At 38.5% G+C, this 15371-nt stretch carries 10 protein-coding genes; all 10 read left to right on the top strand.

Annotated features, from left to right (window positions below; all coding sequences use genetic code 11):
* The first annotated feature begins 11 nt into the window (after positions 1 to 11).
* Complete coding sequence (locus tag G576_RS0105300; protein WP_027973727.1) at positions 12 to 572, top strand: hypothetical protein; 561 nt, start codon at positions 12 to 14, stop codon at positions 570 to 572.
* A gap of 20 nt (positions 573 to 592) precedes the next feature.
* Positions 593 to 2959 (top strand): MobP2 family relaxase, encoded by a 2367-nt coding sequence (mobP2, locus tag G576_RS0105295; protein ID WP_027973726.1) that lies wholly within the window; start codon positions 593 to 595, stop codon positions 2957 to 2959.
* Between the two features lie 121 nt (positions 2960 to 3080).
* A complete protein-coding gene (locus tag G576_RS0105290; protein WP_027973725.1) occupies positions 3081 to 3338 on the top strand; it encodes a hypothetical protein in 258 nt (85 codons plus the stop codon).
* Between the two features lie 18 nt (positions 3339 to 3356).
* Positions 3357 to 7664, top strand: coding sequence for a PBECR4 domain-containing protein (locus tag G576_RS0105285; protein WP_027973724.1), 4308 nt, complete (start codon positions 3357 to 3359; stop codon positions 7662 to 7664).
* Positions 7665 to 7833: 169 nt separating this feature from the next.
* Positions 7834 to 9582 (top strand): type IA DNA topoisomerase, encoded by a 1749-nt coding sequence (locus G576_RS0105280; protein WP_027973723.1) that lies wholly within the window; start codon positions 7834 to 7836, stop codon positions 9580 to 9582.
* The gene (locus G576_RS0105275; protein WP_037618566.1) at positions 9575 to 11428 is read left to right on the top strand and encodes an AAA family ATPase; all 1854 of its coding nucleotides are present in this window, start codon (positions 9575 to 9577) and stop codon (positions 11426 to 11428) included. Before G576_RS0105280 ends, G576_RS0105275 begins: the two co-directional genes overlap by 8 nt.
* Before the next feature lie 92 nt (positions 11429 to 11520).
* Positions 11521 to 11868, top strand: coding sequence for a TrbC/VirB2 family protein (locus G576_RS0105270; protein WP_000837589.1), 348 nt, complete (start codon positions 11521 to 11523; stop codon positions 11866 to 11868).
* A gap of 10 nt (positions 11869 to 11878) precedes the next feature.
* Positions 11879 to 12955: a hypothetical protein gene (locus G576_RS0105265; RefSeq protein ID WP_027973721.1), complete on the top strand. Its 1077-nt coding sequence runs from the start codon at positions 11879 to 11881 to the stop codon at positions 12953 to 12955.
* 19 nt (positions 12956 to 12974) lie between these two features.
* Positions 12975 to 13745, top strand: coding sequence for an LPXTG cell wall anchor domain-containing protein (locus G576_RS0105260; RefSeq protein ID WP_027973720.1), 771 nt, complete (start codon positions 12975 to 12977; stop codon positions 13743 to 13745).
* A gap of 30 nt (positions 13746 to 13775) precedes the next feature.
* A partial coding sequence (locus G576_RS0105255) for an SEC10/PgrA surface exclusion domain-containing protein (RefSeq protein WP_027973719.1) occupies positions 13776 to 15371 on the top strand: 1596 nt, incomplete at its 3' end.

Here is a 15371-nt window from a genome sequence, read left to right as displayed (position 1 = left end):
GGATAATTAAAATGGCTGATATAGTTGACATATATTTAGAAACAGGAGATTTTCATGAGGCAGTAAAGCAATCTGGATTACCGACTCATATTGCTCACTTGAAATTAATTAAGAGTGGTTGTTTGAAAATTCAAGATAAAATTCAGTACGGATCTCGAACGGCTAAACTGGGAGGAATGGCAGAAGAACTCTTTCAAAAGTATGTTCCAGAAGCAACAGATGCTAATAAGTACTTTAAGAAAAATAATCCTGTTTATGATTTTTGGTTTGATGGCTTGACGATTGATGTTAAGTATAGTTCTCTACATAAAAAGAAAAATGGAAACTCTCAACATTGGCAATTTAGAACAAATGGCAGTCAAGATTTTATTGTAGCATTTCTAGAACGTGAAAGCGGCTCAGAATTGCATAAGCCAAATATTTTATTAGTTCCTATGCAATTTATTGAAGCTAAAAAAGAGTTGCATGTCTCTCAAACTGGACCGTGGTTTCAAGATTTTAAAGTAGAACCTGAAGAACTCCAGCCTCTACTGAAAGATTATGTTCAATTAAGGAAAGATGGATTGTTTTGACTAAGAAAGGAGCATAAGTGATGAATGTATCATCTAGTCCTAATATTACATTTATGCTTCAATATACAGAGGCTAATCCTCAGTATGTGGATTATACAAATCGTGATGAAGCTGTCAAAATTGACGAAGAATTGTCCTTAGAAACAAACAGGCAAATGATTGAAGGATTGACTGAAGACGAGATGACTCGTATTCAGGAAGCTGTTCCTGAAACTCAGTTAAATTTTAGGGAATACATTGATTATATGAACCGATCATATGCAACAGAAAACCAATCAGAAGAAATAACAGCTGTCTTTACTCAGGAAGCAGATTATCTCCAGAAACGTCGATTAAACGACCTAAAAAATAAGTTAGAATCAGCTTACCAAAATGGCTCACTTCTTTGGCAAGGTGTTATTTCGTTTGATAATACTTTTCTTGCTGAACAGGGATTGTATGATGTTGCAACTGGCCAAGTTGATCAAAAAGCGATTAAAGCGGCTATGCGTGATATGATGCCTACACTCATTCAGAAAGAAGGGCTTTCTACTTCTGCCTTTTGGTGGGGGAATATCCATCTGAATACAGATAATATTCATATTCATTTTGGACTGTCTGAGGTTGAATCTAATCGTGACAAAATTTTCTATCGGCCTCGTGGACGTATGGAGTACAAAGGAAATTTTTCCCAGAAAACAATCAACCGTTTTAAGAGTGGTATCTATCATGGACTTCTGAAAGAAGAAACACGATCAAACCTTATCAGAAAAGAGCAGGTTCTTGCTAACTTAAAAACTGACTTAATGACTTCAGTTTACCAGGCGGACAAAATCACCTCTTCAGCTGAAAAAAATTTTTTGGAACAGGCCTATAATCACTTGCCGCTAAACAAGAGGTGGCGTTATGGATCTAATGCCAGAGATTTTGCGGTTAGTAAGTTTTTTCTTGATCGTTATTTAGATTCCTACTTGCAAAATGAGGGGAGTGTTGCCTATCAAGAATTTCTTCAAGAGACTAGAGAATTGCTAAAGACCTACACTGGGGTCTATTCGGCTGAAAAAAATCAAGTCTATGAAAAAATCCGAAAGGTTGATGGACAAACAATTCGGACATTGGCTGAATCCAAAGGATATGATTTAGAACATCATTTAGCACGTCGTGTGATGGATTTAAGGGAGCGTTTAGCTAATAATATCTTACGATCGTTCAGAGAGGCAGCGCCACAAATTCAGGACGTTCAGCTGGAAAAAAATTTGAAGAACTTTTCTGTTTTGAATCAGAAAAAAATTTTGGAACAACTACCTAAAGCAAGTGTAGTAAAAAGTCAGAAAGCTTGGCAGAAGTTAGGTTATTTTGTGAAACCTAGAGAACAACCACTTGAAATTATAAAGCCAGTCTATGAAGCTTACGATACGGATGGTAAGGGAATTGGTCAGCCAGAGTTTGTCCTAGATTATGTTTATGACATTAGCCAGCTAACAGAAAATATTCAGATGAAAACCTTGACACTAAAAGACTTGTCCTTATTGTCATCAAATGAATTAAAAGAGTTGGTGGATGCTGCTAAGTTAAAGCCTAACCCCACAGAGAAAGAACGTCGTGAATTAGGTACTTATCGTTATGCGTTGAAACTCAGCGTGTTAGAAGCTAGTCAGAAGGAATTGCAAGTTCGTCAAAAACTACTTGAACAGATCCAGCCACTAGCTTCTGATCAACCATTTGTGAATTTCAAGAAACAATCGATAACTCAGGAGTTGCAAGCTATACAGTTACAACTCACTCCGAACTATAAGTTATCTGAAGATGAGCAGTTGCTTAAGCAGCGGTTAAAAGGTCAATTTGAGGATAGTGTTGCATTGCCTATCAATAAAGCTACTGCGGGCACGATACAGCTCCCTATTAGGCAGCTGAGATCTGAGATAGGGTTTGTCAATCAACTTCAAGATGATGGGATTTTAATGCTTCTGAAAGGGGTGACAACCTCAAAAGAGGCTTATGTTGAGGAACTTCAAACTCACATCTCTATTTTTCAGTTGAAATATCAAATCAACACGAGAAATCAACAGATGAATCAATTATCTGATGAATCAGCTATCAAAGAGATGAAAATCGCTAATGCACAAGGTTTTACAGAGTTAAAGCGTTTATATGCCAAATTACAACCAAATGAAGAGAATCAAAGTCAGATTACTCAAGCTGTTTCTAAGCAATTACAAGAGCGTAAAGTCATCAAAAAAGCTCAAATGCAACAGTCACAGGGAAGTGGTAGAATCAATACCGACTTTATGAGACAACTAACAGCTTCTCTTAAACGGTCACAACAAGCAAGTAAAAAAGCACTGATGGAACGTGCACGAAGCGATGAACGTGAGGAGCAAGAGGAACGCAGACAAGCACAACGCTAATAAGTCATTGATAAGCTATCAATGGCTTTTTTGCTGAAAAATCCTGTGAGTTGTCCGCTTAATGTAAGAAAATCCATTATCTCTTACACTAAAAGTAACTGTAGAAAAGGAGGTGAAAACAATGTTACATTTCCCAGGTGTCTCAGAAGAGGAATTTGATTTTGAAGCTGAATGGTTGGTTAGGGCCATTGATGATACTCAAAAGAAAATTCTTTTTTCCGGACAAGGAAAAAATGGTGATCTAGAATTAGAACTTGATTTTCAAGATAATGCAGAGCATTTTGAAATTTTTTCGGTTGGAGAGCTAGTTCAATTACCAAAAGAAATTTTTGTTGTTCCTGAAATATCACCATATCAGCCGACATATGAGTGTTTTTAGTGAATGAAAGGAGTTTTTATGGCAGAAGAACATACACAACAACAATCTCCACGTGGGAAAAGCCGTCGTGAGAGAGTAGAACATGCCAGGTCTCGTGATATTTTAGATGTTGCTAATGAACTTAGCATGGAATTGGTTCAATCAGGCCGAGATTATCGCTGGAAAGAGCACGACTCTATGGTGATTTCACCTAAAAAAAACATGTGGAATTGGTTTTCACGTCATCAAGGTGGTGATGTTATTGCTCTAGTTCAAACTATGAAAGAAGTCAACTTTAATCAAGCAATTGACTTTCTCAATGATGGTACCTTTAAAGAATTTACTCACGTAGAACGAGTACAAGAGCCGTTTACCTACTATTTGCAGCCTTATGAGCAGCCATTTGAAGCTGCTAGAGACTATCTAAAAGAACAACGTGGCCTTTCTGATGAAACGATTGATTTTTTCTTAGAAAAGGGAGTCCTTGCCCAAGCTAATGCTAAAGTTAATGGCAGTATTGAGCCAGTAGTTGTTTTTAAGTCATTTGATTTCTCAGGTGAAATTGTAGGGGCTACTCTGCAAGGTAGTGAAGAAAATTGGGAGAAATGGCCAGAACGTGGATATGCTAAGAATATTGTCAGAAATTCAGATGGTATTACTGGTATGCACGTTGATATTGGGCAACCTAATCGCCTTATCTTTGCAGAAAGTGCTATTGATTTGATGTCTTACTATGAATTGAATAAAGAAAAACTACAAGATGTCAGATTAGTATCGATGGACGGCTTGAAAGAATCTGTGGTAGGAAGGCATTTAGCACAGCTTCAGGCAGATATTTCAGGTCGTCCGCTTCGTTGGACTCATGATCAATTAGGAGAAGGATTACAGACAGCTATTGACAATAATTTCTTTACAGATGGAAAACATGCAAACTGGATCACTCTTGCCGTTGATAACGACGAAGGCGGTCGCACCTTTATTGACTCTCTTCAGAAGAAAGGGGCAGCCATTATTTCTGACTTGCCAGAATTGCAAGCAGGTCAAGAAAAGACAGACTGGAACGACTATCTCCAGCAGGTCAAAAACCCAGAATTATCACAGAAACCACAACTAGAAGTGATTTTTGACTTCTCTGAAAATCGCAGAATCGCTGAGAAATACAAGCAAGGAGACATTATTCCTTATCAAGAGTTTGTCTCTGACCTCTACCAGGAGAACAGTCTAGCGACTTTTGACCTTGGTTATTTTAAGACGTATTTTGCTCTTCAAAATGAACATGGTGAGATTCTTGTAGAGTCCTTCAGATACGATATTGGCACAGAAAAAGAGTTGTTATCAGAACAACTCTCACAAGCCTTGCCAGCAGAGTATCTCCAGATAGCTTATGACGCCGACTTGCTGGTATCAGGAAAAGAACAAGAAGCGGTTGTTGTTCCAGAAGAAAAAGAAAAGTCTCTTGAAATGACTCAAGAGACGATAAGCGAATCAAGGCAACAAAAAAATGCTGAGGGTACAATCGGGGATTTTCCTGATAACAATCAGGAGGCAGCACCTCTACCTGAAGCGAACCAGTCGCAACCTTTGAATGACTTGTCACCAAATCAAACTCAGCCTCAGCCTTTATTACATTTTAGCATAAATAAGGACGGGCAGTCAATCAATAAACGTAATTATCACGCTATTAGTGATAAGGATTTGGTGAAATTGAATCGTTACGCTGGGACGTTACAACAAGCTGCTAACTGGTATCTCAATGAATTAGCAGATAGTAAAATCTATTATTTCTATCAAGAAAATGACTCTGTCCAGACGCTTCAGGTGACATTTGATAAGGATAAATTTCAACACTTAACAGGAGTTTTTCCATATAAGGAAGGTCAGTCAGCAGAGCAAACATTGGAAGATTTTGCTAATGGTAATGGTGCTTTTGATACAATTCTCTTAGCAAATAAAGGTGCAGCGTTTGATAAGTTAAAAGTCTTGCCTGAATTGCCAGCAATTGTAGAATCAGATTCATTTTATTTTGGTGATCTGTCTGAAGTTCCAAAACTTCATTCTTTAGATTTGGATAAAGCCATTAAATCTGGGGATGAAGATATTATTTTGGCACTTAGGACTGTTGATAATACTACTTTTCCTGCTAGTTTGATGAAGCTACGTACAGGATTAAAAAATCAGTTAGCACAAACAGCTGACGAAAACATTATTTTGGGTGTTTATAGAGAAAGAGATGGGCAAATTGATCAACTGTCAATCAATGAAGAGTTTGTCAAAGATGGTGGTCAAGAAATGTTATCAATTTTAGAAAATAAGCAATATGAAGAGGCTCTTGAACCGAGTCAAGAAATTGTTCAAAGCGATACTATCTCAGCTGAACTTTTCACACAGGTGCTAGATGCTGCATATAATGTAGGAGATCCTAGACAACTGGGAACAGAACTACCTGAAGAGTCAAAAGCTGCATGGGAGCATTACTATGAACTTTCTGATGGTCATGATGGAAACTTTACTGCTGTGATTGCAGCAGCTGACCAGCAGGAGCTAGTTGATAAATCGTCACATTTCTATCAAGAGTGGCATCAAGACCGTATCTATAATGAAACTTACCATGTACGTCTTCAATGGTCTGAAATATGGCCAGACGGCCCTCAGATTCCATTTAAGGAAACAGAGCTTGTAGAGTATCAAACATTTGCTGAAGAGCTTTACAAGCAGAATAGAGCCTTCTACGACCGACATCAAGAAAGTTTGGCAACAGGAAATCAAGCAGATTATGTACCGTTTACTAAAGTTAAATTTGACGTGTATGCTCCTGGAGGCATACTAATCAAAGATAATATCCGCTATGATATTGGTGATGAAACGGAACCTATCTCACGCTTGTTGGGGCTGGGATATCGTCGTTTAGAAGGACAACCTGAGTTAGCAGCTATCGACGAAAAGATTCTTTCTCAGCTGGAAAATCAAGAAGTGAATCAGGAAATTGCCACTGAAGCTAATGAGCAGAGCTTGAAGAGGCAAGACATTCTTTTAGATGAGACAAATAATCCTAGAGAACATTTCCAATCTCCTAATCAAGAAATGAAAGTTAGTTTAGCTCAAAGGCTTGAAGAGATTATGGCTGAAGAATCAGTTAAAAATCCAGTCAGAGAAAATGAGCAGGAGCATCCTGTGACATCTGATGAACCATTTGATTATACCAGCGCATCCGCTTTTGAAATCAGTGAACATGCTTTCCAAAAAATTCGTGAATACACACAGTCACCTGAGGATCTAATGGAGTATATGGATTTCATGAGTAAATTCCCACAGCTATCTCCTAGAAATGTAGCCTTAATTCATGAGCAGTGGAGCGGTGCTAATGCTGTTGCAACCTATGATCAGTGGCAAGCTATGGGAGAAACTTTAGGTATTAAACCAGACGATGTTATCCAGACAAAAGCGACGTACACCAACAAGAGGACTGGTGAAACGAAAGAAATAGTACACCAAGGACTGTCAGTTAAAACAGGCGAGAAGTCTAAAATTACGCTTTTTAGACCAGTTATGGCTAAGATGATTCCAGTTCTAGATGAACTTGGCCAACAGCTAAAAAATGATAAAGGCAATCCAAAGTACAAAAAATTGTCTGATGCTACGCCACAAGAAAAAGCTCTTGTGAAAGACGGCAAACTTTCTGTACGTCAATTCCAAGAAAGGGATCCGAAAACAGGGTATCCTCGTTTTACCACTTACAAGGTCTTTGAACTATCACAAACTACACTTAAACCAGAAAGTTATCCAAAAGCTATGCCAAACCGTCATTATAACTTTAATACCGATAAGGTTAAGACTAAAGAAGTACTTGAAGGCTTATGTGATTATGCTGAAAGCATTGGAGTTTCTATCATGAAAGATGAAGCTCATGTTCTTGGAAATGCGAAAGGTGCCTTTTTTCCAGGAGAACAATTAATTTTAATTAATCCAGATAACACGCCTGGAGAAAAAATTGCAACAACGATTCATGAACTGGCTCATGCAACACTTCATAATCCTAGCCTTACAGATCAGTATAAAGAGTTACCTAAAGTTCAAAAAGAGCTTGAAGCTGAAATGACTAGTCATTTGCTTTCAAAGCATTTTGGTTTAGATACGACTGAGAAGGCTATTGATTATATGGCTAAGTGGACCGACAATTTACAAGGATTAAATGATAAGCAATTAGCGGACTCTTTGAAACGTATCCATAAAACAGTTTCTAAGATGCACAAGCAAATTGAGCATCACACGAAACCTTATCAGCAAGGAAAGAATCGGGGACAATCGCCAAATTTTCCTAAAGCGCCTACCAAAGGGCCAAGCCGTTAAGATAAAAGGTATTCTCAATTGAGAGTGCCTTTTTATATATAAGAAATGATACAAAAAGTTATATAACAAATTGTGTCATGACTCTTTTAGTTGTAAGGGTTTGTCCGCTTAACGCAAGAAATTCTATTATCTCTTAAGATGGAACTATTAAGAGAAAGGAGACAATTATATGGTGACAGTCATTTTGGCTGAAAAAGAAACACAGGCTGCTGCTTACGCAGAGAGTCTAGGAACAGCTAGTAAAAAAGGAAAAGTTCATATAATTAAACACACACCGTACTTTTCAGATGAAGTTCATGTTATTGCTGCTGAAGGACACTTATTTGAGTATGGTTTACCAAAGGATAATTGGGATTTAGATAAGTTACCCTTAGTCGATGTTTCATTTAAACAGACACTAAAGAAGGACAAAGATTCTAAAGAGACCTTTAAGCAGATTTATCAAGAAGTTATGGCAGCTGATCAGGTGATTATTGGTACAGATTCTGACAGAGAAGGGGAAAGGATTGCTTATTCGATTTTATCCCATATTCCTGAAGGGAAAAGCAAGGTAACCAAACGTCTTTGGGTTAACTCGGTTACCACTCGTTCTATTCAAAAAGCTTTTCAGGCACTTAGGGAACCGATGGAAACCTATAACTACTATTTAGAAGCTGAAGCACGTGCGCAATCAGATTGGTTAGTAGGAATGAATTTATCGCCTCTAGCAACGATAGATCTGCAAAATAAAGGACGACTTCCCAGAGGCAAAGGCAATAGCTTATCTGTTGGTCGAGTGCAAACTCCAGCAGTCCGTTTAATCTGTGAAAATGATTTAGCTATTCAGAATTTTAGACCCCAAACGTATTGGAAATTACAGTTGGAAGATAAAGAAACAGGTGTGATATTCTCTAATAAAGAGAAGTATTCAGATAGTGATGTGGTTCTGGCCACTTCACGACAATTAAGTCCGATCTCTATTGTCTCTTCAGTTGAAATGACGGAACACCAAAAAGCAGCACCTGCATTATTTAATCTCTCGGATGTTCAAGGGCTTGCTGCAAAATGGTGGGGCTTTGAACCTCTCAAAACAGAAAGGATAGTAGAAAGTCTTTATTTGAAAAAATACTTATCTTATCCTCGAACAGATACTCGATTTATTACTGAAGAGGAATTTGATTATCTAAAGACTTACATCAAGAGTTATCAAGATACTATCAGTTGCCATTTTGAGCCAGTTCATTTAGAACCAAGGGAAAATTACGTTGATCCTGAAAAAGTGGCTAAAACGAGTCACTACGCCCTTATTCCAACAGAAAATATTCCTAACCTAGTGACTTTAAAACCTGATGAGCGTTTAGTTTATGAAGCCATTGTTCGCAGAACGCTTTTGATGTTTGCCGCTGATTGTCGTTACAACACTACAACTGTTGAATTGGAAAATAAAGGCTTGATTTTTAAGGCAGCAGGTAGACAAATGCTTGATTTTGGTTGGGTCGCTTTTAGTAAACAAAAATTAAAAGGTAATGTTGAACTTCCAGATTATCGCACAGGGGATCAATTAGAAACGAAGGCACTGGTTCTTGAAGGTGTGACAAAACCACCTAAGAGAATTACTGAAGCTCAATTTATCAGTGAAATCTTACCTAAGTATGGTTTAGGAACACAGGCAACAAGAGCTGCTACGCTTAAAACGATTCAAGACCGTGGTTATATCACTAAAAATAAGAAATCAGGTCAACTATTTCCAACCAACAAAGCCTATCTCTTAATTCATTACCTTTATGATAATGAGTTTGCGAGTCCTGAAACGACTGGCGGTTGGGAACTATTCCTCTCTCAGATTGGAGAGGGAAAAATTAATCCACGTGAGTTTGTTGATGCGATCAAAGAAAAGCTAACCGATCAGATTGCAACTGCTAAAGGAAGGAATGATTGAAGTGGAAGATGAATTGAAGACCCCCTATCTTGATAAATACACTGATAATTTGTCAGCTAAAGTTGCTAAAAAATCAGACGACTATCAAGTGTATGGCCGTGATAAGGAAGTACAAGCAGTCATTATCTCTCTTCTCAGACGAACTAAAAATAATCCTATCTTGGTAGGAGAAGCTGGAGTTGGGAAAACAGCTATTGTGGAAGGCCTAACGCTTGCTATTATGCGTGACCAAGTTCCTGAAGCTTTAAAAGGTTTAACGGTTCGTTCCCTGGAACTATCCAGCTTGATGAGTGAAGAAGATGGTGGCTTCATTGCTAAGTTCAAGAAGATTATTGAGGAGATGGTTGCCACACGTGGTCATAATCTTCTCTTTGTCGATGAATTTCACACTATTGTTGGTGCAGGTAGTCAGGACGGTCAAGCCCTCGATGCAGGGAATGTTATAAAACCAGTTTTGGCACGTGGAGATATTCAGTTGATTGGAGCAACTACTTTAGATGAGTTCCATGATTATATTGAAACCGATAGGGCCCTAGAACGTCGGATGCAGCCTGTTATGGTTGAAGAGCCAACGATTCCACAAGCCATATCCATTATTGATCAAGCGAAAATAATTTATGAGAAATTTCATGGGATTCAAATTTCTTCTGAAGCTGTGAAACAAGCGGTACGTTTATCTGTTCGTTATCTAACAGATCGCTTTCTGCCAGACAAAGCTTTTGATTTGATTGATGAAGCAGCAACTATTGCTTCAGCTGAAGGAAAAGACAGTATTACAGAAGAGGATATTGCCCAGGTCTTGAAGGATAAAACTGGTATTCCTGTCACTACAATATTAAAAGGTGATCAGGAACGCTTAGATGGTCTGAAGGAAAAATTAATGAATCGTGTCAAGGGGCAAGAGGATGCTATTGATGCCATTGTGGATGCTGTCACGATTGCTCAAGCTGGATTGCAAGATGAGAATAAACCGATTTCGTCATTCATGTTCCTAGGGCCAACAGGTGTTGGTAAAACAGAGTTATCAAAGGCTTTAGCTGAAGCACTCTTTGATGATGAAAATGCCATGATTCGATTTGATATGTCCGAGTTCAAAGAGAAAGAAGATGTAGCTAAACTGATTGGTAATCGTGCAACGAAAACCAAGGGGCAACTGACACAAGCTGTAAAACAAAAACCTTATTGTGTCGTGTTGTTAGATGAGGTTGAAAAGGCTCATGGAGAGGTTATGGATCTTTTTCTTCAGGTGTTGGATGATGGTCGCTTAACAGATAGCTCGGGTCGCTTGATTAGTTTTAAAAATACTATTGTCATTATGACGACTAATATTGGAGCTAAAAAAATCATTAATAAATGGGAATTAAAAGGGAGTTTCCAAAATCTAACCGAACGTGATAGGCAACAATTTGAGAAGTCAATGATTAGTGAACTTGAAACTGAGTTTAGACCAGAGTTCCTTAATCGTATTGAAAATAAGCTTATCTTTAATCTTTTGGAACGAGAAATTATTGAAAAGATTGCAGAAAAAAACTTGTCTGAAATTGAAGATAGAATGAGGCGTCAAAATATGACACTCTCATATGAGCCTAGTTTAATTCAGTATTTATCTGATGTCGGAACCGATGTAAAAAATGGCGCACGTCCCTTAGAGCGTTTGATTAAAAGAAAAGTTTTAGCCCCTATTTCAGCTAAAAGTCTTTCTTTAGATAAAAGTAGGCAAACCTACAATATTCATCTATGGGTTGAGGGAGAGGCACCAGATAGCCAACATCGAAAAGATTTGAGACAAATTCAGCTAGATGTTGAAGGAGAAATTGGAGAAGAAGTTGATGCTCTTTTCAGCTGAAAAAAACTTTTTCCCCATGACTTGTCCGCTTAACGCAGGAATTTTCATTATCCCTTACACTAATAATGTCAATAAATTAAAGGAGGACTTTTATGAAAAGCAAATTGACACATTTTATCGATAAAGTGAAGACAAAAGGTAAAGGATACTTACTCAGTCTTTCACTCTTTCTATCAGGTATCATGACCAATACAGCCTATGCAGACGATCCGTTCGCTAAAACTGATGCACTGGCACAACAAGGTATTTCTAAAGTTCAAGGAATTGGTATTGTGACTCTAGGTCTTGCCGTTGTTGTAACCGGTCTAGTCTACGGTTTTGGCGGACGTGAAGTCAAAGCGGCTATCAAAAAACACTGGGTGGCTATTGCAGTAGCAATTATTGCGGTTTCAGCTGGTCCAAGTATTGTTGAATGGGGCTTTAACTTCGTGAAAGGATAAGGTGGTTACTATGGCATTTATCCCTTTCAAGAAAAGTAATAAATGTTTGGTGACTGATGATCTTTTTGTAGAGATAACCTGGGAAGAAGGAAAATCTCCAGAAGATGATAGTGAACTTCTAGGAATTATTGAAGGGTTAGATCAGCAGTATTTAGAAACCTTCCTGCATCCAATTGAAGAATCGTTGCCTTATGTGACGTTTTTTCAGGCGGAAATGCTTTTTCAAGCATTACAGGATGCTTATGGCCAGTTGCAATTGAACAAAGTTGCTATCTGTCACTTGGAAGGGAAAGAAGCTGTTTCAGAAGGAGAAGTATTTGCTAGTCCATTTGTTATTGATGGGAATTATCAAAATCTTCTATTGCCTTTGATTCAAGCCATTCTTACAGATACTGAGTTTCAGTCATATACTTACACTGAAAAACGTGAGTATTTTGTGAATCAGATTTATCCAGCTTACAAAGTAAGCTTAGGAATCCAAGAATCAAGCTTGCCCCTATTTCCAGTAGAAGGTGAACAAGTATCAACTGTAGCACCGACTTCAAAGAAAGTCTCCACAATGTCTGTGATTCCTACTCAATCAGTTACAGCACCAAAGGTTAAAGAAGCTTCTTTGAAAAAAGTTTACTTGTTAATAGGGTTTATAGCAACTTTAGCTGTTGGAGGAATCGTTTCATCTGTTATTGTATACAGGCAACTAACCAAGCAAAATGACCAAATTACTTATCTTTATCAGGAACTGAAAAACACTCAGAACCTCGTTAATGAAGAACATCAGATTGATGTGTTTAGTCGTTATTTCTTACCAAATTATTATTCTGGTAAGAAAGAAAATCTTGAGGAATTTCTTTCTGATGGAGATGCCAAATATACTGTTCCCAAAGAAGGAACTTTACAGTCAGTTATACTTGAACAACTGACCTATGAACCAGAAACTAAAGAATATCAGCCTACTTACGTTCTATCAGTTAAAGAAGGTGATAAAGCTAGAAGTATTCGTTTAAGTTTTACTGCTAAAAAATCTGATTCTGCTAAATATGGTTTTGTTGTGACAACTGAACCTAAAGAAGCAGACTATATCAACTAAAAAAAGAAAGGTATCTAACATGAAAAAGAAAAAAATATTCGCTACACTTGCGACTTCTACCCTCCTCATCTCTGGAGGAGTTGCTTTTGCAGATGAAACCACACCCGTAGATCCAACAATTCCAACAACAGAGATTGTGACATCCACAGAATCATCACCTACAACTCCAGTTGAAACCCCCACAGAAACGACTCAAGCTGTTGAGACTCCAACAGATCCTACTATCCCTACAGAGACAGTTGAAACTGAAGTTCCGACTCCTCCAGTTGATCCGACTATTTCAACGATCCCAGATTCTGAAATTATTGGAGAGGGTAACACTTCGACAGAAACGACTCAAGCTGTTGAGACTCCAACGGATCCTAAAAGTGGAGAGGATACTGAACCATCTACTTCAGAAGAACCAAAAACAGAACTTCCTAGCTCGGAACTCCCACAAACGGCTGAACAAGCAATCAAAGAAGGAAAACCTCAAGAGGGAACGACTTCAGTTGTGACTGGTCAGGTAGTTCAGTCTGTGACACCTGAAGTGCCTATTAGAACCTATACTGGAGCATCTATCGTTAGCACTCAGGCTGGCCAACTTGTGCTTAGCGATGGTTCAACTGTCGCCCCTGAAGTAATCGGAGCCGTGTCAAATGCAGATAAGACAATTACTGTTACTAAGGCAGATGGTACTAAAGCGACGCTTCCTCATACAGGAGATTCTGAATCTGCTCTTGGTTTGCTTGGCTTTTTCTTATCTGCGCTATCCGCCATCTTCACGTGGAAGAAGCGCCATCAAGCCTAAAATAGTAATCTATGAATTATTGGTGATGATATGAAACAGAAAGAAAAATTGAGAAACAGTAAATCCCAAACAGACAATCAAGCAGCACGTCTGGCTAAAAAAAGCCTTGCGATTGCTGGAACAGTTTTGTTGGCAACATCAGGAACTCTAGTTCATGCTGACGAAGTATCTACTGAAACGACTCAGCCAAACACCGTCTCAGAAGATACTACAAAAGAAGTCACTCAAGCCGACGTAGAAACGGCTAAAGATGTTGCTGAAACGGCAACCCAAGAAACTCGAGCTCAAGCAAATGTCGTTGCTGAAGCGGAAAAAGATGTGATGTCTGCCACTGAAGAAGTTGCTAGTGCTGAAACAAATCTATCTAAAGCACAAACGTTAGCTGAACAAGCAACTCCAGAAGGTATTGAACAAGCTCAAACTGCTATATCTTCTGCTGAGAAAGAAGTAACAGAAGCAGAACAAACCTTGTCAGACGCTAAAGAAGCAGAAATCGCTCAATCAGAAGTTGTTGCAACTAAAGAAGCTAAGTCACAGGCTAGTCAACAAAAGGTGGCTGAGAAAACTGTAGAAGTTGAACAAGCTCAAGCTAATCTTGATAAGGCACAAGCTATCCTTGATGGTACAGGTCAAGCTCAAGTTGTTAAAGAAGCTGAAGAAGCCTCTAAGACTCTAGCAGAAGATACAAAAGCACTAGCACAAGCTGAAGAAGCTTTGGCTCAAGCTAAACAAGCCGACGCTGAGCGCCAAGCCACTATTACAAAAAATCAAGAACAAGTAGCAGTTGCGAATGAAGCGCTTGAAACAGCCACAAGACTTGTGGTTGAGGCTGAAGAAGTCGCTGACCAAGCAATGAAAGTCTTGAAAACAGCTGAAGAAGCCTATATGGTTGCAGAAAATGACGTTAAGGGTATTAACACGATAACGCTAACTCCTGAGTACGTGGCAGCATTACGTGACTATGCGCTTAACTATTTTGAAAAAGGTGAAGAAGCTAAGGCTAAACTGGACGGGATGGCAAAAGATTTACGTTCAAAAAATGTTTTTAAGGCTAACGCTAATGATGATATGACTGTTTTAGATACTAATAACTTGTCAGAAAGCGTCCGCACAGAACTTTCCTTATTTGCTTCAGATTTACTCAATCAAATTCGTCAAGCCTTTGGAACAACTTCAACTAGCGTAACCAAAGGAGCTATCCGCCTAGCAGATCTAACAACAGATGGATATGTTGCTGACAACTGGTCTTTTGCTCAGACACGTACAATCGGACATGATGCCAAGGCGGTTAATGCTGCAGCTAAAGAAGTTGGACTCAAAACAACTTCAGCTGAAGATGAGGCTCAGGGATTCCAAAGTTATGAAAATATGAACACCTTTAGCAATCCAAGCGCTACAGTAACGCTTGCAAATGCTAAACGTAAAATCTATCAGAGCCTTATTAGTTTCATGTTTAATGGTTATGAGTATTTACATGCTGAATCAATTTCTGGTCTAACTAATGACACACGTTACTTGGGGATTGATCTATCATCTCGTTCTGATGCAAATTCTGTACATTTTCTACTGGTAGGAGATGAGGACTTGGTTTCAGAATCAACTTTTGATAAAACAGCGATTGCTAAC

The sequence above is a fragment of the Streptococcus porci DSM 23759 genome (assembly GCF_000423765.1).
Taxonomy (GTDB): Bacteria; Bacillota; Bacilli; order Lactobacillales; family Streptococcaceae; genus Streptococcus; species Streptococcus porci.
This window is presented reverse-complemented; position numbering and strand designations above follow the sequence as displayed.

Bases quoted from the DNA above. Each gene is read 5' to 3' on its own strand.
- G576_RS0105300 (WP_027973727.1), top strand. From the start codon at position 12: ATGGCTGATATAGTTGACATATATTTAGAAACAGGAGATTTTCATGAG.
- mobP2 (WP_027973726.1), top strand. From the start codon at position 593: ATGAATGTATCATCTAGTCCTAATATTACATTTATGCTTCAATATACA.
- G576_RS0105290 (WP_027973725.1), top strand. From the start codon at position 3,081: ATGTTACATTTCCCAGGTGTCTCAGAAGAGGAATTTGATTTTGAAGCT.
- G576_RS0105285 (WP_027973724.1), top strand. From the start codon at position 3,357: ATGGCAGAAGAACATACACAACAACAATCTCCACGTGGGAAAAGCCGT.
- G576_RS0105280 (WP_027973723.1), top strand. From the start codon at position 7,834: ATGGTGACAGTCATTTTGGCTGAAAAAGAAACACAGGCTGCTGCTTAC.
- G576_RS0105275 (WP_037618566.1), top strand. From the start codon at position 9,575: ATGATTGAAGTGGAAGATGAATTGAAGACCCCCTATCTTGATAAATAC.
- G576_RS0105270 (WP_000837589.1), top strand. From the start codon at position 11,521: ATGAAAAGCAAATTGACACATTTTATCGATAAAGTGAAGACAAAAGGT.
- G576_RS0105265 (WP_027973721.1), top strand. From the start codon at position 11,879: ATGGCATTTATCCCTTTCAAGAAAAGTAATAAATGTTTGGTGACTGAT.
- G576_RS0105260 (WP_027973720.1), top strand. From the start codon at position 12,975: ATGAAAAAGAAAAAAATATTCGCTACACTTGCGACTTCTACCCTCCTC.